Source organism: Candidatus Merdisoma sp. HCP28S3_D10 (assembly GCF_052065835.1).
Taxonomy (GTDB): Bacteria; Bacillota; Clostridia; order Lachnospirales; family Lachnospiraceae; genus Laedolimicola.
In genome coordinates, this window is the sequence record NZ_JBQHTG010000001.1 from 379,504 (window position 1) to 398,458 (window position 18,955).

Annotated in this window: 22 protein-coding genes; 11 read left to right on the plus strand and 11 right to left on the minus strand. The window is 52.4% G+C overall.

Annotation, left to right across the window (positions count from 1 at the left end):
- Positions 1–6: 6 nt before the first annotated feature.
- The 6 genes from ACTNCH_RS01750 (at position 7) to ACTNCH_RS01775 (ending at position 4,023) form a co-directional block, all read left to right on the plus strand.
- Complete coding sequence (locus ACTNCH_RS01750; protein ID WP_441015333.1) at positions 7–147, plus strand: CD1871A family CXXC motif-containing protein; 141 nt, start codon at positions 7–9, stop codon at positions 145–147.
- A complete protein-coding gene (locus tag ACTNCH_RS01755; RefSeq protein WP_441015331.1) occupies positions 140–1,009 on the plus strand; it encodes a 4Fe-4S binding protein in 870 nt (289 codons plus the stop codon). The genes ACTNCH_RS01750 and ACTNCH_RS01755 overlap by 8 nt, the downstream gene beginning before the upstream one ends.
- Positions 1,010–1,048: 39 nt before the next feature.
- Positions 1,049–1,945, plus strand: a complete 897-nt coding sequence (locus ACTNCH_RS01760) for a TlpA disulfide reductase family protein (protein WP_441015329.1) — start codon at positions 1,049–1,051, stop codon at positions 1,943–1,945.
- Positions 1,946–2,104: 159 nt separating this feature from the next.
- A complete protein-coding gene (locus tag ACTNCH_RS01765; RefSeq protein WP_441015327.1) occupies positions 2,105–2,473 on the plus strand; it encodes a GntR family transcriptional regulator in 369 nt (122 codons plus the stop codon).
- The gene (locus ACTNCH_RS01770) at positions 2,474–3,172 is read left to right on the plus strand and encodes an ABC transporter ATP-binding protein (RefSeq protein ID WP_441015325.1); all 699 of its coding nucleotides are present in this window, start codon (positions 2,474–2,476) and stop codon (positions 3,170–3,172) included.
- On the plus strand, positions 3,166–4,023 hold the full coding sequence (locus tag ACTNCH_RS01775; RefSeq protein ID WP_441015323.1) for a hypothetical protein: 858 nt from the start codon (positions 3,166–3,168) through the stop codon (positions 4,021–4,023). Before ACTNCH_RS01770 ends, ACTNCH_RS01775 begins: the two co-directional genes overlap by 7 nt.
- 272 nt (positions 4,024–4,295) lie before the next feature.
- Here ACTNCH_RS01775 and ACTNCH_RS01780 read toward each other — a convergent pair whose 3' ends face one another.
- From ACTNCH_RS01780 to ACTNCH_RS01790, 3 genes are all read right to left on the minus strand, one after another.
- A complete protein-coding gene (locus ACTNCH_RS01780; RefSeq protein ID WP_441015321.1) occupies positions 4,296–4,883 on the minus strand; it encodes a substrate-binding domain-containing protein in 588 nt (195 codons plus the stop codon).
- Positions 4,884–4,891: 8 nt separating this feature from the next.
- Positions 4,892–6,379 (minus strand): methyltransferase domain-containing protein, encoded by a 1,488-nt coding sequence (locus ACTNCH_RS01785; RefSeq protein ID WP_441015319.1) that lies wholly within the window; start codon positions 6,377–6,379, stop codon positions 4,892–4,894.
- A 103-nt stretch (positions 6,380–6,482) separates the two neighbouring features.
- Positions 6,483–7,310: a GNAT family N-acetyltransferase gene (locus ACTNCH_RS01790; protein WP_441015317.1), complete on the minus strand. Its 828-nt coding sequence runs from the start codon at positions 7,308–7,310 to the stop codon at positions 6,483–6,485.
- Between the two features lie 86 nt (positions 7,311–7,396).
- Here ACTNCH_RS01790 and ACTNCH_RS01795 point away from each other — a divergent pair, with 86 nt between their 5' ends.
- Positions 7,397–7,918 (plus strand): peptidylprolyl isomerase, encoded by a 522-nt coding sequence (locus ACTNCH_RS01795; protein WP_441015315.1) that lies wholly within the window; start codon positions 7,397–7,399, stop codon positions 7,916–7,918.
- 62 nt (positions 7,919–7,980) lie between these two features.
- On the opposite strand, the gene ACTNCH_RS01800 is transcribed toward ACTNCH_RS01795, so the two are convergent.
- From ACTNCH_RS01800 to ACTNCH_RS01810, 3 genes are all read right to left on the minus strand, one after another.
- Positions 7,981–9,297 carry a replication-associated recombination protein A gene (locus ACTNCH_RS01800; RefSeq protein WP_441015313.1) on the minus strand — a complete coding sequence of 439 codons (1,317 nt, stop codon included), beginning with the start codon at positions 9,295–9,297 and terminating at the stop codon, positions 7,981–7,983.
- A 13-nt stretch (positions 9,298–9,310) separates the two neighbouring features.
- A complete protein-coding gene (locus ACTNCH_RS01805; protein ID WP_441015311.1) occupies positions 9,311–10,051 on the minus strand; it encodes a polysaccharide deacetylase family protein in 741 nt (246 codons plus the stop codon).
- A gap of 75 nt (positions 10,052–10,126) precedes the next feature.
- On the minus strand, positions 10,127–10,603 hold the full coding sequence (locus ACTNCH_RS01810) for a hypothetical protein (RefSeq protein ID WP_441015309.1): 477 nt from the start codon (positions 10,601–10,603) through the stop codon (positions 10,127–10,129).
- Positions 10,604–10,725: 122 nt separating this feature from the next.
- Between ACTNCH_RS01810 and ACTNCH_RS01815 the strand changes: the two genes are divergently transcribed.
- Positions 10,726–10,899, plus strand: coding sequence for a DUF4250 domain-containing protein (locus ACTNCH_RS01815; RefSeq protein ID WP_441015307.1), 174 nt, complete (start codon positions 10,726–10,728; stop codon positions 10,897–10,899).
- 90 nt (positions 10,900–10,989) lie between these two features.
- Here ACTNCH_RS01815 and nagB read toward each other — a convergent pair whose 3' ends face one another.
- The 4 genes from nagB to ACTNCH_RS01835 all read right to left on the minus strand — a co-directional run bounded on the left by nagB (position 10,990) and on the right by ACTNCH_RS01835 (position 13,845).
- Entirely contained in the window at positions 10,990–11,721 is a 732-nt protein-coding gene (gene nagB / locus ACTNCH_RS01820; protein WP_441015305.1) for a glucosamine-6-phosphate deaminase, read from the minus strand.
- Positions 11,722–11,969: 248 nt separating this feature from the next.
- On the minus strand, positions 11,970–12,317 hold the full coding sequence (gene rpoZ / locus ACTNCH_RS01825; protein WP_441015303.1) for a DNA-directed RNA polymerase subunit omega: 348 nt from the start codon (positions 12,315–12,317) through the stop codon (positions 11,970–11,972).
- 9 nt (positions 12,318–12,326) lie between these two features.
- Positions 12,327–12,956, minus strand: coding sequence for a guanylate kinase (gene gmk / locus ACTNCH_RS01830; RefSeq protein ID WP_441015301.1), 630 nt, complete (start codon positions 12,954–12,956; stop codon positions 12,327–12,329).
- Positions 12,957–12,966: 10 nt separating this feature from the next.
- Positions 12,967–13,845, minus strand: a complete 879-nt coding sequence (locus ACTNCH_RS01835) for a YicC/YloC family endoribonuclease (protein ID WP_441015299.1) — start codon at positions 13,843–13,845, stop codon at positions 12,967–12,969.
- Positions 13,846–13,991: 146 nt separating this feature from the next.
- Between ACTNCH_RS01835 and ACTNCH_RS01840 the strand changes: the two genes are divergently transcribed.
- Positions 13,992–15,731 (plus strand): Rqc2 family fibronectin-binding protein, encoded by a 1,740-nt coding sequence (locus ACTNCH_RS01840; RefSeq protein ID WP_441015297.1) that lies wholly within the window; start codon positions 13,992–13,994, stop codon positions 15,729–15,731.
- 132 nt (positions 15,732–15,863) lie between these two features.
- Positions 15,864–17,204 (plus strand): SH3 domain-containing protein, encoded by a 1,341-nt coding sequence (locus ACTNCH_RS01845; protein ID WP_441015295.1) that lies wholly within the window; start codon positions 15,864–15,866, stop codon positions 17,202–17,204.
- Between the two features lie 93 nt (positions 17,205–17,297).
- Here ACTNCH_RS01845 and ACTNCH_RS01850 read toward each other — a convergent pair whose 3' ends face one another.
- Complete coding sequence (locus ACTNCH_RS01850; RefSeq protein ID WP_441015293.1) at positions 17,298–17,894, minus strand: zinc dependent phospholipase C family protein; 597 nt, start codon at positions 17,892–17,894, stop codon at positions 17,298–17,300.
- Positions 17,895–18,157: 263 nt separating this feature from the next.
- Here ACTNCH_RS01850 and ACTNCH_RS01855 point away from each other — a divergent pair, with 263 nt between their 5' ends.
- Positions 18,158–18,736 (plus strand): TetR/AcrR family transcriptional regulator C-terminal domain-containing protein, encoded by a 579-nt coding sequence (locus ACTNCH_RS01855; RefSeq protein WP_441015291.1) that lies wholly within the window; start codon positions 18,158–18,160, stop codon positions 18,734–18,736.
- Positions 18,737–18,955: the final 219 nt, after the last annotated feature.

The window sequence follows — 18,955 nt, forward strand, 5'->3', positions numbered from 1 at the left end:
AAAAACTTGAACTATAAAAAAATCCTGCAGCCTGTGCTGCTCTGCGCCGGTATCGCCATGATTTTCTGGGGCGCCGCCCGGGGAGAAGCCGTTGTCGTACTGAATAAAGCGATCAAATTATGTCTGGAGTGCGTGGGTATTGGATAAGAAACGAAATCATCTGTCAAAAAAAATAGCCGGGCTGCGCGGCTGGATTCAGGCGGTGGCTGCCCTACTTACGAACATTCATATTCCTAATTTTTTCAAGGGAAGAATCTATCAGGGCAAGGGCAAAACTGTATGCGTACCGGGATTAAACTGCTATTCCTGTCCTGCCGCCACGGGAGCCTGTCCCATCGGAGCCTTTCAGGCGGTGGTCGGTTCCTCCAAATTCCGGTTTACCTATTATATCACCGGATTTTTCATTTTACTGGGCGTAGCGCTGGGCAGATTTATCTGCGGCTTTCTGTGCCCCTTCGGGTGGTTTCAGGATCTGCTCCATAAGCTTCCCGGCAAAAAGCTTTCCACGGCAAGGCTTAAGCCCCTGCGGTATCTCAAATACCTGATTCTGCTGATTTTCGTTATCCTGCTTCCTCTGCTGGCAACGAATTCCATCGGCATGGGCGATCCGTTTTTCTGTAAATACATCTGTCCCCAGGGCGTTCTGGAAGGCGCGATTCCCCTGTCCCTCGGAAGCGCCGCTATCCGTTCTGCCCTTGGACGGCTGTTTACCTTTAAGAGCATCGTCCTCATTGCGGTAGTACTCTTAAGTATCCTATTTTACCGCCCCTTCTGTAAATGGATTTGCCCGCTGGGCGCCATCTATTCCTTATTTAACCGGGTATCCATGCTCAGCATCCGGGTGGATCCGGATTCCTGCGTGGGCTGTCAGAAATGTACCCGTGTCTGCGGCATGGACGTGGACGTCCGAAAAACGCCCAATCACCCGGAATGTATCCGCTGCGGCGCCTGTATGAAGGCCTGCCCCAAGGACGCGATTCATTACCAGTTCCTGGGAAAAGATATCTAAATGATTATTTTAATATGATTGAAAAAGGAGATTTTTATCATGAAAGCAAGCAAACGTATCGTTACCCTTCTCACGCTCTGTATCGTCTTAGCCTTTACCGGGTGCGCCGGAAAGGACGCCGCCGGAACCGGCAGTCCGTCCACTTCCGCCTCCGGCTCAGCCGAGGACCAAAACGCTGCCCTGGACGATTTATACCAGCAGGAAAACCAGCTCTTTGCGGATCACAAGACTGCCTGGGATAAGGCCTTCGCCCTGATGAGCAAGAGCAATGCGGACCCAAGTGGAAATTACGCGGATTATCTTAAGGACACGGTGGATTCCAACCCGGACGCCTTTACGGAGGAAGAGCTGAACACACTCCATGAGGATATCGAAACGATCCGCGGCCTTGAGGAGCAGATTGCCCAGTTGGAAAATCAGCTAGATTCCGCCAAGTCTACGGAACCCTCCAACGGCTCTGACGACACCGTTACCTTCCGGCACATCTCCGGAACAGATTTCGACGGAAATGACGTAGATGAAAGTCTCTTCTCTGAAAATGCGGTAACGGTGGTGAATTTCTGGTTCACCGGCTGTAAGCCCTGCGTGGCTGAGCTGTCCAAGCTGAATGAAATGAACGAAGCCCTCAAATCCATGGGCGGAGAAGTGATCGGCGTCAACACCGATACCTTCGACGGAAACGAAGACGCCATTGCTGAGGCAAAGAAGGTTCTGGAAAGCCAGGGCGCCGAATACCGCAATCTCTCCCTGGTCTCCGACTCAGACGCAGGTAAATACGCCGCTGATATTATGGCCTTCCCCACCACAATTCTTGTGGACCGCAATGGAAGGGTTGTGGGCGAGCCCCTGCTTGGCGGAGTCGATATCCAGGAGAATTACGACGCCCTGATGAAGCAGATTCAGGCCGTAATCGACGCGGATAAAACCGCTCAGTAAATCACTTATCCGGGGCCGGACGCAGCTTTTGCGTCCGGCTTCTTTTTCTATTTCTTAAAACTTTCTGAATCTCTCCTTACCCTCTTGACATTTTCCTTTTCATCGCTTATTGTACTAGTTAAGTAATACAATTTTATTTTTGGAAAGGAGTGTGAACCCATGCCATGGATTCTGGATGACACCCGTCCTATCTACCTGCAGCTGGAGGATCAGATCAAAACCCGCATTATCGCAGGCGTCTACCGACCGGGCGAAAAACTTCCCTCCGTAAGGGAACTGGCTGCCGAAGCAGCTGTCAACCCCAACACCATGCAGAAGGCCCTGACGGAACTGGAGCGCAGCGGACTGGTTTACGCCCAGCGCACTAGCGGCCGCTTTATCACAGAGGATACACAGATTATGAAGAACTTAAAGGAACAATTGGCGAAAGAACAAATCGAACAATTTCTGAGCACCATGGAGCAGCTTGGCTTCCGGAAGGAAGAAATCTTAAGCCTGCTCACCAGAGAAATCAAGGAGGAAACATAAATGGACGAACTTTTACGCTGTGACAGTCTGAGCATGCAGTACGGCTCTAAAACAGCCCTAGACAATATCAGCCTCTCCATTCCCCGGGGCCGTATCATCGGACTTCTGGGTCCTAACGGAAGCGGCAAAACCACACTGATTAAGCTTATAAACGGACTTCTGACTCCCACCTCCGGACATCTCTATATCGAAGGCATGGAGCCGGGCGCGGAAACGAAAAAGGTCGTGTCCTATCTGCCGGAGCGTACTTATTTTAACAGCTGGATGAAGGTCACGGATATCCTGGATTTTTTCTGCAACTTCTATGAGGACTTCAGCCGGAGCCGGGCGGAGGATATGCTGAACCGGCTGGGCATTAACCCGGCGGATCGCCTGTCCACCATGTCCAAGGGTACCAAGGAAAAGGTACAGCTTATCATGGTCATGAGCCGGGACGCCGACCTGTACTGCCTGGACGAGCCCATCGGCGGCGTGGATCCGGCAGCCCGGGACTATATCCTGCAGACTATCATTTCCAATTACAATGAAAATGCGTCCGTCCTGATTTCCACGCACCTGATTTCTGACATCGAGAGCGTACTGGACGATGTGATTTTCATTCAGAACGGCCATATCCGCCTGCACACCTCGGTAGACGCAATCCGGGAGCAGGAAGGAAAATCCGTAGACGCATTATTCCGGGAGGTATTCAGATGTTAGGAAAATTAATCAAATTTGAATTTAAATCTGTGAACCGGCTGATGATCCCTCTTCACCTGGGGCTTATCGGTATCACTCTGATCGGACGCTTTTATATCCAGCTGGCCCTGAAGCGGCCCTCCTTCGATGTGGGAAATGTATGGGTAAGCTTCGCGGACGTTTCCCTGATGATCTTCTATATCATCGCCCTGGTAGCCATTGGGCTGATTACCGCCATCTACCTGTCTATTCTGCGGTTCCGGAAGAATCTCTTTACCGATGAGGGTTACCTGATGCACACCCTCCCCGTATCGGTCCACCAGCAGATTCTGAGCAAGCTCCTGGTGTCTGTGGTCTGGATCTCGGTGGATCTTCTGCTCATAGTCCTTTCTGTTCTGACGATGGTTTTGAACAAGACTGTGCTTACCGGAGTTTTTGACGAGATTCCCTACCTGCTTGGCAGCTTCCGGGAGGCTTACGGCGTGTCCTTTGGCACTGCGCTCCTTGTGGAAATCCCGCTGTTTTTCCTGTCGCAGATGGCCAGTATCCTGCTTTATTATATGTGTATCACCATCGGCCACAGCTTCCACAGCCATAAAATTCTGTCCTCCGTGGGTATCTTTGTCGGCGTGACTATCTTTTTCAACCTGGTCAGCGGAATCCTTACCGGAATAACCTCGACTGTTTATCCGGTGGGAACCAGTCTGTTTTCCAGTCTGTCTATGACTCTCAATGTTTTTTCCGCCAACTGGTCCTCCACGACGGCCTTCTGGCTCAGCTCTCTTATCGCCGCGCTTATTGCACTGGTCCAGAGTGGGGTTGGATATGGGTTGACCTGGTATTATATGAAGAATCGGTTGAATTTGGAGTAGATAGGTGTACGAAAAAAAGGGACGAAACTTGGGAAGCTTATATTCCACCGTGTTCGGACGTTTCTCGGACAGCCGTCTGTCTGTGTCGGACTCTAAAGTCCGCCACTGCCAGACAGCAATCCGCGAAAAGCCGGACACTCCCGTGGAATATATAGCTTCCTCTTTTTCTGGCTGTCACGTCCGCGCTCGCTCCCGCCGCCGTACACAGAAAAACCGGGAGGGACCGGCGAATGTTTCTTTCACTACGCCGGCCCTCCCGGTTTTTCGTCCCATTATTCTATCTCAAGCGCCGCCTGTTCCGCGGTCTTTACATACTCATCGCAGCTTTCCTCTGTCACTTCCTGTCCGAAGGCTATCACACGGATTCCCACGCCCCGGGCCGCCGAAAGCACGCTCTCCAGCGCTTCCTCGTGATTGGCGTGAATCGCAATTACGTCCACATTTTTTGCCACCAGCTCGTTCACGGCCAGCATCTGGTACTCTATCGGATCCACATCGCACAGCACAAAGGTATGGTATGTCAGCTTCCTTGCCTCGTCAGCCTCTGCCGCCGATACGTCCGGCGTCTTTACCCGAAGCTCTGCGCCCAGACGGTCTGCCAGCTCCTGAAAGACTGCCTCCACGCTCTCATTCTCCGGATCGTCCCGGCTGGTCAAGATCAGTCCTATTCTCATCGAAGCCTTCGGTTCTGCCGCAGAGCTTTCCGGTTCTGTCCGGGACTCTGAAGCTTCTGCCGCTTCAACCCGGTTCTGCCCGCAGCCTCCCAAAAGCCCGCACAGCAGGCACATCGCCAGCAGCCACAAAGCTATGCGTTCCTGGTTTCCCGTCCTCCCGGACTTTCGTTTTTTATTCTTCCACATATTTCCAATTACCCTTCGTACCGAACCGCCAGAAACCAGGTATCTTCTTTTTCACTGATCCGCCATTCCTTCTGAAGCTTCAGGCCTCTCGTCTCCCGTATATAGCGCTTCGCATAGCCCCGGTCGTGGGCGTACAGGAACAGCATGGAGCCCGGATTTAACAGCTCCTCCGCCCGCTCGCAGAGAACCCGGTACAGATATTCCACATCGTGGGCTGTACGGTTTTTACCCTCGCCGGGCATATCTGTGATTATCTCATCGAATTTATATTCGTGCCGGAAGTCCCGGATATCCTTGTTGATAAAATGAGCCGGTATTCCCGCTATCGCCGCGTTTTCCCGTGCGCCCTTTATAGCCGGTCCAAAGAGGTCTACGCCGTAAAGGGTATCCGCATGTACCGCATAATTCCGCTCCAGAAGCAGGGTTCCCACGCCGCAGAAGGGATCCAGTACCCGGGCATTTTCCTTGAGGTACGGCTTCGTCAGCTCCACCAGCATGGCTGCCAGGGCAGGCTGCATGGAAGCCGCCACACTGTGCTTCCGGTAGGCGAATCTCCGATCGGGCAGTCCGGAAAACTTAAGCAGGGGCAGAAAACCGCCGGATTTTTTCTCAATCAGACGAAGCTCCACCTCGTAATCGGAGGTATCGTTTAACAAAGTACCTCCTGTTTCCATCATAAGCCCGTCCGCCAGCTTCTTCGTGAAACGGCTGCGCTCCTCCAGGTTCATCTTTCCGCGGCACTCGATCCGGAACCGCCAGGGCGCGCCTCCCTCGTAATGGCGCTTCAAAAGCTCCCGCAGATTGGAGGCTGCCAGCTCCTTCGCTCCGTTTTCTCTGGAAATTTCTTCCATATCCAGGCAGAATAACAGCTCTCTCCAGGTACGGATAGACAGAAGCTCCGAAAGCTCCCCTTCCCGGACCCGCATCCCGGATCCCATCATGCTGACCTGGCCTCTGGTAATCTGCTGCGCCGTCAGATCCCGGTAATCCTTCCAGGTGGTCAGAATTACATCCACCGGCCCCTCCATTCTCACGAAACGCCGCCGTTTTGCCGTCTCATACTCAGAAATCAGGCCGTTCAGCGCCTCCAGCTCTTCCCGGAGGTGCTTGTCATTTTCCGCCGTCCGCTTTTCTCCCAGGAGAATTCTTCTGCGCTCCTTGAAGAAATCCAGCCGTTCTTCACAGTCGCAGCCCGTCAGCGCCAGCAGATAGGCGCTTTTCACAAACCGCTGCTCTTCCTTCTCATAGGCTGCAAGCAGCGCGTCCCGGCACTCGTCCCGTCCCAAAAGGCCCAGCACCAGCGCCGCGTTTTTCCGGATTTTTGCGTCCTCTGATTTTAAAAGGGAAAGCAGTACCTCCGGCTCCTCCTCGAATCTTTCGTCCAGCCATAGCCCAGCGGCCGGTCCTTCTTTTTTGTCCCGCAGGACTCCGCGCATGACAGACAGGCTCTCCCGCAGTTCTTCCCCGTTCTTTATCTTTTCATATAAATTATACAAGATGTTCGTTTCCTTCCTGATACATCATTTTTCAAAGTTACGGTCATTTTATCATATTTTTTTCTTCCTGCCAACGCATTTAGGAAGTGGAATTTTCCGCCGGTTACTCCAGCCTTTTCTCATACCGGTACATCTGTTTTTTCCGGCCGGAGACCCGGCAAAGAAATTCCAGCTGCCTCTGAAAGCCCAGCTTTTCCAGCAAATGAACCGACACCTGATTTTCTTCCTCCACATAGGCGCTGATCCTTTGCAGCTCCAGCCAGTCCCTTCCGTAATCCAACACCGCCCGGCAGGCTTCCTCCCCGTAGCCCTGTCTCCGATAAGGCGTGTCAATCAGATACCCCAGATCCAGCTCCGCCTCCGGTAGATAATCGGCGATTCCAAAACCGGCGCGGCCGATGATTCTGCCGCTCTCCTTCTCCAGTACCACCCACATTCCGCACTGATAGAGGCCATACATATACCGGATATAGGCACCCGCCTCCTCTTCCCCGGTCTCCGGCAGGCCGTTTTCCCGGCAGATCCGGTTCAGCTCCGGCAGATCGGAAAGGGTCATTTCCCTCAGGATCAGACGCCTTGTTTCCGCTATCCGCACCGGAAGCCCCAGGGCTCTCGTATGCACCTGCTCCAGAAACCCTCGATCAATCTCCTCAAAGCCCTCCAGCAGAATCCGGCAGCCGGACAGCTTCTGGCCGGGCAGCTCCGGATTCAGGTAACCGATACAGAAGAAGCCCTGCTCCAGCGCGGCTTTTTCCTCTGCGTCTGTCTCTACCAGGCACAACAGTTCTTTGGGCTTTCCAAGGCTTCCGGAAGCCTCTGTGAGCACTTCTCCGCTGCCGCCCGGAACCTTCCTCCAGGGAAGCCCGGAGGCTGTCAGAGCGGTCTCCAACGTCTCTGTGTGGGACGCCTGTATGATCAGTCCTTTCAGCATTTTCGAAAAACTCCTTTACCTTCGCCCCGTTTTCGGCTAAAATAGTCAGTAGCTATGGATTTTAACAAAACGGAGGAATACACATTATGGCACAGCATCCTGTAGTTACATTTGAAATGGAAAACGGCGACGTCATCAAAGCAGAGCTTTATCCCGAGGTCGCTCCCAACACCGTCAACAACTTCATCAGCCTGGTAAAGAAGGGCTTCTATAACGGCCTTATCTTCCACCGGGTAATCAACGGCTTCATGATCCAGGGCGGCTGCCCGGACGGTATCGGAACCGGCGGACCGGGCTACTCCATCAAGGGCGAGTTCTCCCAGAACGGCGTTGCCAATGATCTGGCCCACACACCCGGAGTCCTGTCCATGGCCCGCGCCATGCACCCGGACTCCGCAGGCTCCCAGTTCTTTATCATGCATAAGACCAGTCCCCATCTGGACGGCTCTTACGCAGCCTTCGGCAAGGTCATCGAGGGGCTTGACGTGGTAGACAAGATCGCCACCACCCGGACGGATTTCCGCGACCGTCCCATGACTCCCCAGGTTATGAAATCCGTAACCGTAGACACCTTCGGCGTGGACTATCCGGAACCGGAAAAGCTGTAATTTCGTTTTCCGTATATCAGACAGGACGGAGAATCCTTTCCGGGGATTCCCCGTCCTGCTTTTTATTCCTCTTTTATCTTCTTAAAATATTCTTTGATCTGCTTCTCATACCCATTGTCGGACAGCTCGTAAAACTTCTCCCCCAGCACCTCGTCGGGCAGATACTGCTGCTCTACATAATGATTGGGATAATCATGGGCGTATTTATAGCCGGTGCCATGGCCCATTTGCCCCGCCCCCGGATAATGAGCGTCCTTAAGATGGGGCGGCACACTGGTGCGCCTGGTTTTTACAGAATCCATGGCCTTCGCAATGGCATTGACCGCCGAGTTGCTCTTAGGCGCGCAGGCCACATAAGAAGCTGCCTGGGCCAGGATAATCTGAGACTCCGGAAAACCGATCCGCTCCACTGCCTGAGCCGCGGACACGGCCACCGTCAGCGCCATGGGATCCGCGTTGCCCACATCCTCAGACGCGCAGATCATAATTCTCCGGGCGATAAACCGCTCGTCCTCCCCGGCGTAAATCATTTTCGCCAGATAATACACTGCTGCGTCCGGATCGGAGCCGCGCATGCTCTTGATAAAGGCGGAAATGGTATCGTAGTGATTGTCCCCGGTCTTGTCGTAGCGCACCGTCCGCTTCTGGATGCACTCGGACATTACCTCCAGCGTCAGGTGAATCCGCCCGTCCCCGGAGGGCTCCGTGGTCATCACGCCCAGCTCCACCGCGTTCAGGGCTGCCCGGGCGTCGCCTCCGGCAATATCCGCCAGAAAATCCGCCGCCTCATCGGTGATATCCGCCTGATAGGCTCCCATTCCCCGCTCCGTATCATAGACCGCCCGGTGAATCAGCTCCCGGATATCCGCTTTCTCCAGCGGCTTCAGCTCGAAAATCACAGACCGGGACAACAGCGCCCCATTTACCTCAAAATAAGGATTTTCCGTGGTGGCGCCAATGAGAATCACCGTACCGTCCTCCACAAAGGGAAGCAGATAATCCTGCTGCCCCTTATTGAAGCGGTGAATCTCATCTACAAACAGAATGGTTTTCCGCCCATACATTCCCAGGTTATCCTTGGCCCGGCTCACCACCGCCTCCATATCCTTCTTACCGGCTACTGTAGCGTTGAGCTGGGTAAAATCTGCCTTGGTCGTATTGGCGATCACCCGGGCGATGGTGGTCTTGCCGGTACCCGGCGGCCCGTAAAAAATCAGGGAACTCAGCTTGTCCGCCCGGATAGCCCGGTAAAGCAGCTTGTCCTTTCCCAGGATATGCTTCTGTCCCACAATCTCGTCCAGCGTCCGGGGCCGCAGGCGGGACGCCAGCGGCGCCTCCTGCTTTCTGGTCGTTTCCCGCATATAATCAAATAAATCCATCTGTACCTCACTCCTATTCCAGAATCAGTTCGTCCGCAGTCACAAACTCGTACCCTTCCCGCCGCAGAAGATCCACCAGCCGGAGGGCTGCTTCCACTGTGGTCTGATAAGAATCGTGCATCAGAATCACATCATTTTCCTCTACCTGGGATAAAACCTCCCGGACAATCTGCTCCGTGTTCTTGCTCTTCCAGTCCAGGGTATCCAGCGTCCAGAATACCGGAATCATCAGCACCTGACATTCCAGCTCCTTATTCCAGTTTCCATAAGGCGGACGCACGTATTCTACCTGCTGTCCGGTGATGGCGGTAATGGCGCTGCTGGTGTCCTGAATCTCCGCGCAGGCCTCTTTTAATGGCAGACTGTTCACGTCCACATGGTAAAAGGTATGATTGCCGATGAGATGCCCTTCCTCATGCATGCGCCGGATTATCTCCTCCCGTCCTTCGATATTCTCGCCCAACAGGAAAAAGGTCGCCTTTACTCCGCGCTCCGCAAGGCCGTCCAGAAGCTGCTCCGTATAGTAGGGGTGGGGCCCGTCATCAAAGGTCAGGGCAAGCCGTTTTGTTTCCCGGCCTGCCAGAGCCACCGGATCCGCTTCTGCGCTTCTGACAGATTCCGAGCCGGTCCGGATCTGCTGCCCGGCTTCCTGATTTTTATGCCAGAAAAAGGCGCCCAGCACCAGCATAAGCCCCAGAAGCCCCTTCCAAAGCCCCCGCTTCCATTCCGGATTTCTCCTGCTTCTTCTATCCACGGCCGCTCTCCCGGTTTGCTTTTACTGTAATATATGCCGGAAGAGCAGGCATAGAATCCTGCTCCGCCGCTTTTCTTATTTCTCTTCGTCAGACGCTTCCGAATCAGACTTCTCCGCCTCTGCCTGCTCCTTCAGGACCTTCTCTGTGAGTCCCTCAAATTCCGGACGGAGCTTTCGCTTCATCTGATTTGCCAGGAAATAAATCAGTACCGGAATCAGGAGGTTATTTCCTGCCTCAGAATCCATCCCCACAATCCAGTACAGCAAAGCTCCCGCGCCAACAACGTCCAGACCCAGTATTTTCAGATACGCGTTCTTTCTCATCTGGGTCATATCCTTCAGAAGACCGGTCAGCCAGGGCTCCACCACGTCGGAAAGCACCAGATAGCCAATTACAAAAATACCCAGCAGCACCTCAAAAATCCGCATATTGATGTTTTTCGTAATCAGGGCATACGCCACATAGCCGAGCACGATTACGGTCATCCCGATGATAATACCTGTGGTCAGCTTCTGCACTCTTTTTTTCTTCATCGCTTCTTCATTTTCCATTATTTCCCTTCTCCTTTTGCAAGCTCTCTGGCTCTCAGTGTACCAGAAAAAAATAATCCTTGCAAGTTCCGGGAGAATGTCTTACAGTTATCCTAATCTTTTTTATCAGGAGGTAATTTCCCATGATCCCCAAGGATCCCATTATGCTTTTAAGCTGGATCAACACGCAGCTTCGCGATCACTACACATCCCTGGACGACCTGTGCCGTTCCGAAAATCTGGAGCGCAGCGCCATCGAGGCTTCCCTGGCCTCTGTGGACTACGTCTACGATTCAGACACCAATCAGTTTACCTGATTCTTTTTCACAAACGATGTACCAAAACAATGAGGGGAGCACCTGACGGCACTCCCCTCATTATGCATGGGTTTTGTTGGGTTTTCCTTTTTATTCCGGAATCTTGGACATTGCTGCTTCGTCGCAGATCACGGTTACATTCGGATGGAACTGAATGATAGAAGCCGGAACCTCCGGTGTTACCTCGCCGTAGAAAGCCTTGGCAACGATATCTGCCTTGTCTGCGCCTGTAACTACCATCAGAATCTTCTTCGCGGACATGATGGTTCCGATTCCCATGGTATATGCCTGTCTCGGCACATCGTCGATGGACTCGAAGAAGCGCTTGTTGGCCTCGATGGTCATCTCAGTCAGGTCTACGCAGTGTGTCTCTTTATCAAAGAAGCTGTTCGGCTCGTTGAATCCGATATGTCCGTCATGGCCGATACCCAGAAGCTGAACGTCGATTCCGCCAAGCTCCTTGATCAGAGCCTCGTATCTCTTGCTCTCCTTCTCCGGATCCGGCTCAGTTCCGTCCGGTACGTTGGTACGGCTGGGATCAATGTTGATTCTGCTGAACAGATGCTTATTCATGAAGTAGTAGTAGCTCTGGTCATTGTCATGATCCAGTCCTCTGTATTCGTCCAGATTTACCGTTGCGGCCTTGGAGAAGTCTACCTCTCCGTTCTTGCACCACTCAGCCAGGCAGTCATAGATACCGATGGGGGTGGATCCGGTAGCCAGTCCCAGAACGCTGTCCGGTTTCGCGATCACCTGTGCCGCCAGAATATGTGCTGCCATTCTGCTCATTTCTTCGTAGTTCTTTACTTTGATAATATTCATGGTAATTCCCTCCTGAAATCAGATTCCTGTACCTGTACGGCATCGCTCTCTCCTGACGCGACGCCCTCAATATTTTTATATTAACAATGGGAAAACCGGGTGTCAATCCTATTACCAATTTGTACAACTTATTTGTTTTTTTGTGATACTTCCTAAGAATTCCACACAAAACAAAAGCGATACAACACAATACGGGCAGCTTTCCATATCCACAGATATCGAAAACTGCCCGTATCTTTTACAAATTCTTACTCTTCGCCTTCTGCGGCTGCCTCTGCCTCCGCGGCGCGCTCTGCAGCCATTTCCTCATTGTAGTGGTCTGCATGAAGTACTGCACGCTCTGCGTCCATCTCATCGGAAGTGTCGTCCTCCTCCGGCATGATCTTGATCAGACCCTGCTCCAGCTCCTGGATAGCGATGGATAAGGGCTTCTTACCCTTTCCGTCCACAAAGGGCTCCTCGCCGCCGATGATCTGACGGGCACGCTTGGAGGTTGCCAGCACGATGGAATAACGGCTGTTGACTACCGGAGTTTCGCCCTCCTCTACCTCGCTGTTTACGACTTTCATTAAATCGGAATATGACGGATGTAACATAGCTTCACCTTAACCTTTCTGAAATTTGCTGATATCATTTCTAATGCTGTTAATAAGCTCCAGATTCCGGGAAACACGGCTGTGCTCGCCCTGGATAATCTGATGTACCTGTGTGACACAGGCGTCTAAATCATCATTGATGATGAAATAATCATACTGTTCAATGCCCTCTGCTTCCTCTGCTGCCCGGGACAGGCGGTTCTCCACCACCTCCATGCTCTCGGTGCCGCGTCCCACCAGACGGTTCTTCAGCGTGTCCGCGTCCGGTGTGGATACAAACAGCAGCAGCGTGTCAGGAAAACGCTTCTTAATCTGCAGCGCGCCCTGAATCTCTATCTCCAGGATCACGTCCTTTCCCTTTGAAAGCTGCTCCTCCACATAGGCCTTCGGGGTTCCATAGTAATTCCCCACATAGCAGGCATGCTCAATCAGGGCATCCTCCGCTATCATCTGTTCAAATTCCTCCCTGGTCCGGAAGAAATACTCTCTTCCGTCCACCTCGCCCTCTCTGGGGCTGCGGGTTGTAGCGGAAACTGACAGGGCGTACTGATCATAGCGGCCCACCAGTTCCTTCATCAGGGTTCCTTTTCCTGCTCCTGAGAAGCCGGACACTACCAGTAAAATTCCTTTTCTGTCCATGCTGCTCTCCTTACTCGATATTCTGTATCTGTTCCCGGACCTTCTCGATTCCGGTCTTCAGCTCAATGGCATGATTGGAAATCTCCAGATCATTGGCCTTGGAAAGAATCGTATTGGCCTCCCGGTTCATCTCCTGGGCGATAAAGTCCAGCTTCCGGCCTACGCTTTCCTTCTCCTCCAGCGTCGCCCGGGTATGCTCAATGTGGCTTCGGAGTCTCACGATCTCCTCGTCCACGCAGATCTTATCCGCAAAAATCGTCACCTCGGAAGCGATACGACTTTCCTCGATCTGGGTGTCTGCCAAAAGTTCCTTCACCTTATCCTCCAGCTTCGCCCGGTACTCTGCCACGATCTGCGGGGAACGCGCCTCCACGTAATTCACATGGGCCAGCAGCTCGTCAAGCTTGGCTCCCAGATCCCGCTTCAGGTTCGCGCCCTCGGTCACACGGGTCGCTACGAACTGCTCACAGGCTCCCTTTAAGGCCTGCTCCAGCAGCTTCCAGAGCTCTTCCTCGTCGTCCTGGACCTCTTCCATCACCAGAACCTCCGGATACCGGGACAAAGCCCCAACCTTCACATCCTGATCCAGACCAAAATCCTCCGCCATCTGCTTCAGATACTTCATGTATTCCGCAGCGATTTCTTTATTATAATGAAGCGCCACATTGGTCTCGGACAGATCCTCATAGGTGATGAAGACGTCCACCTTGCCTCGCTGGATATAAGTCTTCAGAAGACTCCGGATGGCTGATTCAAAATAATTCAGTTTCTTCGGCATCTTAATGGCCACGTCCAGATATCTGTGGTTGACGGACTTCATCTCCACCGTCATTTTCCGATCCCCTTCGGATATCTCACACCGGCCAAAGCCAGTCATACTCTTTACCATAATTGTTACTCTCCGCTCCGCAGTGCAAGCCTGAGAATGCTGCGCATTCCGAAATTTTGCACTGCTCATTTGGATTTTATTGTAGTTGAATTTTTTCCACATGTCAAGTATACTGATCTAAAAAGCTTTTGAAGGAGGCCGTTTTCATGGCATTTGACGGAATTACAGTATCCTGTCTTCGAAAGGAGCTGGCAGAAACCCTCACCGGCGGACGCATTACCAAAATCGTCCAGTCAGAGGCGGACGAGCTCCTGCTTACCATAAAAAATAACGGGGAGCAGTACCGGCTGCTGCTGAGCGCCTCAGCCAGCCTGCCCCTGGTCTATCTGACTGATAAAAATAAGCCCGCGCCCATGACTGCGCCGGGCTTCTGTATGCTGCTCCGGAAGCACCTGGGCGGCGGACGCATTGTAGCGGTGACCCAGCCTTCCCTAGAACGGATCCTCCATTTCCAGATTGAACACCTGGACGAAATGGGCGATCTCTGCCGGAAGACCCTTATCGTAGAACTGATGGGCAAGCATAGCAACCTGATCTTCTGTAAGGAGGACGGCATGATTCTGGACAGTATCAAGCATGTGTCCCTGGCCGTCAGCTCGGTCCGAGAGGTTCTGCCCGGCCGCCCTTACTTTATCCCCCATACCCAGGACAAGCTGGATCCCCTGACCTGTCCCCCCGGGGAAATGGTTGCTGCCATCTGTGAAAAGCCTGTGCCGCTGGTCAAAGCCATCTACACTACCCTGACCGGCTTTTCCCCTGTGATAGCGGAGGAGCTTTGTTTCCGGTCCTCCCTGGAATCCGCCCGTCCTGCGGGCGCTCTTGAAGAAGCGGAACGGGAAATGCTGGAGCACCAGCTTCTGCGCCTTGTGGAGACCGTTCAAGCCGGTGATTTCGAGCCCTATATTTATTATAAAGAAGGAAAAGAGCCCGTAGAATTCTCCGCGGTTCCCCTGACCCTATATGGGGATCTGGCGGCAGAGTCCTTTTCCTCTGTGTCCGCCCTTCTGGAGACCTACTACGCCTCCAAAAATACCCTGACCCGCATCCGGCAGAAGTCCTCGGATCTGCGCCGGATCGTCCAGACCGCCCTGGAGCGGAGCCGCAAGAAATACGACCTGCAGAGCCGCCAGCTCTCGGACACGGAAAAACGGGAAAAGTACAAAATCTGGGGCGAGCTGATTCACACCTACGGCTACGGCGTGCCGGAAGGCGCCAAATCCATGCAGGCGCTGAATTATTATACCAACGAGGAAATTACGATCCCGCTAGATACCACTCTGTCCGCCCAGGAAAACGCCAAAAAGTATTTTGACAAATACGGTAAGCTCAAGCGTACCTTTGAAGCTGTAACCAAGCTTCTGGAAGAAACCGGGGCAGAGGTGGAACATCTGGAATCCATTCAGACCTCACTTGACATGGCTCTTTCCGAAGAGGATCTGATACAGATTAAGGAAGAACTGGTGGAATCCGGTTATATCCGCAGAAAGGGTGGCGGCAAAAAGGTGAAAATCACCTCCCGCCCCTATCACTATATTTCCGGCGACGGCTTTGATATCTATGTGGGAAAAAATAACTACCAGAACGAGGAGCTGACCTTCCAGCTTGCCACCGGCAACGACTGGTGGTTCCACGCCAAAGGCGTACCCGGATCCCATGTCATCGTGAAAACCAACGGTCAGGAGCTTCCGGACCGGACCTTCGAGGAAGCCGGACGGCTGGCCGCCTACTATTCCAAAAACCGGGGCGGCGATAAGGTGGAGATCGACTATGTCCAGAAGAAGCAGGTCAAAAAGCCCGGCGGTTCCAGGCCCGGCTTCGTGGTGTATTACACCAACTATTCCCTGATGATCGATTCAGACATCTCCGGCATCCGGCAGGTGGATTAAGAACTTTAAGAATATCTTAAGACTGAATTTGTCCCGTTGCTTTTTTCCTGTCGAGCGCTTATACTTAAGGCAGAACGTATGAGCGAGAAATTGTGGCTCATATTATTTTTCTCTACAAGGGAGGGTTTCATTATGAAGCTTATGAAAAAGAAAAATCTGCTTTCCTTTTTCCTGATTTTTACACTTTGTTTCGGACTGCTTACGCCCGGCTTTCACTCCGAGGCAGCCAGAGCGACCGGCACTGTGAAGAACCGTATCCTGAATGTGCGTTCTTCCGCATCCACCAGCTCTTCCATTATCTGCAAGCTGTCCCAGGGCACGAAGGTGTCTATCATCTCTGAGACCACCGGCGACGACGGCCTGAAATGGTACGACGTATTCTTTGCCTACGGCGGCGACGCCAAGGAAGGCTTTATCCGTGCGGACCTGCTAAATGTATCCGGAAGCGTATCCGGCTCTTCCAATACTTCCTCCGGCAACAATGCTTCCACCGCTTCCGGTCAGAAGTACGTAAAGCCTGCCGTAGCAATTATCCGTACCTACGCCTCCACCAACGCGGACATCCGCACCCGTCTGGAAAGAGGTACCGCTGCCAGCATCCTTTCCTCCAAGAAGGGCGATGACGGCAGAACCTGGTACAAGATTTCCTTCCAGAAAAACGGTTCCGGTATGGAGGGCTATATCCGCGGCGACCTACTGGTTGATCAGAACCCCGGCGGCAGCTCTTCCGCTTCCACCGATGTATCCGGCACCCGCTATGTCAGACCGGACAATGGCGTATCCGTACGGACCTACGCTTCTTCCAACGCAGATATCCGCTCTACACTGGGCAAAGGAACTTCTGTCAGCCTGATTACCTCAAAAAAAGGCGATGACGGTCAGACCTGGTATAAGGTTTCCTATACGGTGGACGGTTATCAGATGAGCGGTTACATCCGCGGCGATCTGCTGACAGAGCAGAATCCCAACAGTGACTCCGGTTCTTCCTCCAGTGGCTCCTCCACCGGAAGCGCTACCACCGTCACCATCCGGCCTGCTGTTGTAAATATCCGTACCTACGCCTCCACCAGTGCTGACATCCGTTCCAAGCTGTCTGCCGGCACTACCGCCACCATCGTTTCCGAAAAGACCGGAAATGACGGAAAGAAATGGTACAAGATTTCCTATCAGCTGTACGGAACTACCATGGAAGGTTATATCCGTTCTGATCTGGTCACCATGGGAGCAACTGCCAATACCAATACATCCGCTTCCTCCGGCAGCAGCTCCTCCGAAAATACTTCCGGCGGTGTGGCCCAGGTTCGAAGCTATGCTTCCCCCTACGCGGACGTCCGGGCAACTCTGGAAAACGGCACTAAGGTAGCGATTGTCAAGGAAAAAACCGGTGAGGACGGCCAGAAATGGACCAAGATTTCCTTTACCCAGAACGGGGAAAAGGTGCAGGGCTATGTACCTTCCTCCCTGCTGAAATAGTTTTTTTAGAATCATGTTTTCAATAAAATCGGCTGGGTGATCATTGTCACCCAGCCGGTTTCTTTTTTTCTTATTCTTTTTCATCACATGCTGCTACACCGGACACAGACGTCCTTCCACTTTCTTTGCCGCAGCCAGATTTACCAGATTCAGGATCGCCTGTACTACCTGGTGGCAGACACGGACGATGTACTCGCAGTCCTCTTTGACGCCATGCTTCATCTTCAGATAATCCTCATGGGCTTTCTTAATGAAGCTACAGACCGCTTCCGCAGTCTCAAACTTCTTCGCGTCAATCCGGGCGCGGAAGGCTTCCCCGCTTCTTACATAGGCTCGAAGCTGAAACTTCAGTTCCTTTTCGTAGATACAGTGATCCTTCAGATTGCCATCGTAAATCTGATTGTGCGGATAGGTGAAATAATCCGCAATATAGTGAACAATCTCACCCAGTCTGCGCATAAAGACGCGACCATTATCCAGCAAAAGACCGGAGTCCGCGGACAATACACAGATACGTTCCTTCACCATGTCAAAGGTTCCTGTGAACTCATGACGCTGAGTCAGAAAAGAAGGCTTACAGTCAGGAAGAATACTTCCCAGATAAAAGGCCTTCCGGTGATGTGTCATAACCGGAACCTGCATATCCTGCGCAATGTATCTGGCCAGTGAAATATGTGACTTTTTTCTCATCTATTACCTCCATCCCACGGTTTGTTGCCGCTTACATAGTTTCCCCTCGTAAAATACCACCTTTCCTATCATACTCTAATTATCTTTTGTTGTCTATCACTAACTTCTACAAGATTACATAAGTTTCCGGATTCCTTTTTGACTATTTTGCAACCCTTGATTGTTTTTCATGAAAAAATGAACTTTTTATAAACTTTATCATTTCCCTTGATTCAAGGTCTGAAATTTCGTACACTAATCTGAGTTACGGAGGATAAAACACGATGAAACATGAGATACAGAGTCAGGCCACAAAGCAGGCGCTGGCAGATTCCCTGAGACAGCTTCTGACCCGGAAATCCTTTTCCAAGATAACGGTCACGGAAATCGTAGAGAACTGTGGGGTGAACCGCAAGACCTTTTATTATCATTTTGAAGACATCTACGCCCTGCTGCGCTGGATGCTGAAGCAGGATCTGCGCTCCGTGGTCATCAGCGAGGAGCTGACCTCGGAGCCGGAAAAGGTAATCCGCTTCGTACTGGACTATATCAAGCGCAACCGGCCGCTCCTGACCTGTGTACTCACAGAGCTGGGGCATGACGAGCTCCGGAACTTTCTCTATGATGATCTTTCCACCCCTGTCCGGCTGATTATCTGTAAAACAGAGCAGGAGCTGGGCCTGGTGATAGAAAAAGATTACCGGGAATATCTGGCTTCCTTCTTTACCTGCGGTATGTCCGGCATGATTATACGGGTGCTGCTTCGCAAAGTGCCATCGGAGCAGGAATTTATCGACGACATGATTACCACCTTCCAGTTTTCCCTGCCGGCGCTGATTCAGGCGCGGGGACGGAAGAGCTAAATAATAATAATAATAATAATAATAATAATATACGGACGGAAAAAGAACCGGCTTCCCTTTCTCTGAGACGCACGGATTTCCCGTTTTGTTCGCACGGCTGATCCGCACCCGACCGCCAAACTCGGCCTTCGGCCTCAGACAGTGGCTCCTTCGGGTGCGCCAGCGCAAACAAAACGATGGGAAATCCGGCTATTCTCAGATCAAGGGAAGCCGGTTCTT

Coding starts and splice junctions, on each gene's coding strand:
- ACTNCH_RS01765 (WP_441015327.1), top strand. CDS start 2,105: ATGCCATGGATTCTGGATGACACCCGTCCTATCTACCTGCAGCTGGAG.
- ACTNCH_RS01835 (WP_441015299.1), bottom strand. CDS start 13,845: ATGGTAAAGAGTATGACTGGCTTTGGCCGGTGTGAGATATCCGAAGGG.
- nagB (WP_441015305.1), bottom strand. CDS start 11,721: ATGAATATTATCAAAGTAAAGAACTACGAAGAAATGAGCAGAATGGCA.
- ACTNCH_RS01760 (WP_441015329.1), top strand. CDS start 1,049: ATGAAAGCAAGCAAACGTATCGTTACCCTTCTCACGCTCTGTATCGTC.
- ACTNCH_RS01800 (WP_441015313.1), bottom strand. CDS start 9,297: ATGGATTTATTTGATTATATGCGGGAAACGACCAGAAAGCAGGAGGCG.
- ACTNCH_RS01855 (WP_441015291.1), top strand. CDS start 18,158: ATGAAACATGAGATACAGAGTCAGGCCACAAAGCAGGCGCTGGCAGAT.
- ACTNCH_RS01810 (WP_441015309.1), bottom strand. CDS start 10,603: ATGGAAAATGAAGAAGCGATGAAGAAAAAAAGAGTGCAGAAGCTGACC.
- ACTNCH_RS01815 (WP_441015307.1), top strand. CDS start 10,726: ATGATCCCCAAGGATCCCATTATGCTTTTAAGCTGGATCAACACGCAG.
- ACTNCH_RS01845 (WP_441015295.1), top strand. CDS start 15,864: ATGAAGCTTATGAAAAAGAAAAATCTGCTTTCCTTTTTCCTGATTTTT.
- ACTNCH_RS01795 (WP_441015315.1), top strand. CDS start 7,397: ATGGCACAGCATCCTGTAGTTACATTTGAAATGGAAAACGGCGACGTC.
- ACTNCH_RS01850 (WP_441015293.1), bottom strand. CDS start 17,894: ATGAGAAAAAAGTCACATATTTCACTGGCCAGATACATTGCGCAGGAT.
- gmk (WP_441015301.1), bottom strand. CDS start 12,956: ATGGACAGAAAAGGAATTTTACTGGTAGTGTCCGGCTTCTCAGGAGCA.
- ACTNCH_RS01775 (WP_441015323.1), top strand. CDS start 3,166: ATGTTAGGAAAATTAATCAAATTTGAATTTAAATCTGTGAACCGGCTG.
- rpoZ (WP_441015303.1), bottom strand. CDS start 12,317: ATGTTACATCCGTCATATTCCGATTTAATGAAAGTCGTAAACAGCGAG.
- ACTNCH_RS01840 (WP_441015297.1), top strand. CDS start 13,992: ATGGCATTTGACGGAATTACAGTATCCTGTCTTCGAAAGGAGCTGGCA.
- ACTNCH_RS01790 (WP_441015317.1), bottom strand. CDS start 7,310: ATGCTGAAAGGACTGATCATACAGGCGTCCCACACAGAGACGTTGGAG.
- ACTNCH_RS01770 (WP_441015325.1), top strand. CDS start 2,474: ATGGACGAACTTTTACGCTGTGACAGTCTGAGCATGCAGTACGGCTCT.
- ACTNCH_RS01780 (WP_441015321.1), bottom strand. CDS start 4,883: ATGTGGAAGAATAAAAAACGAAAGTCCGGGAGGACGGGAAACCAGGAA.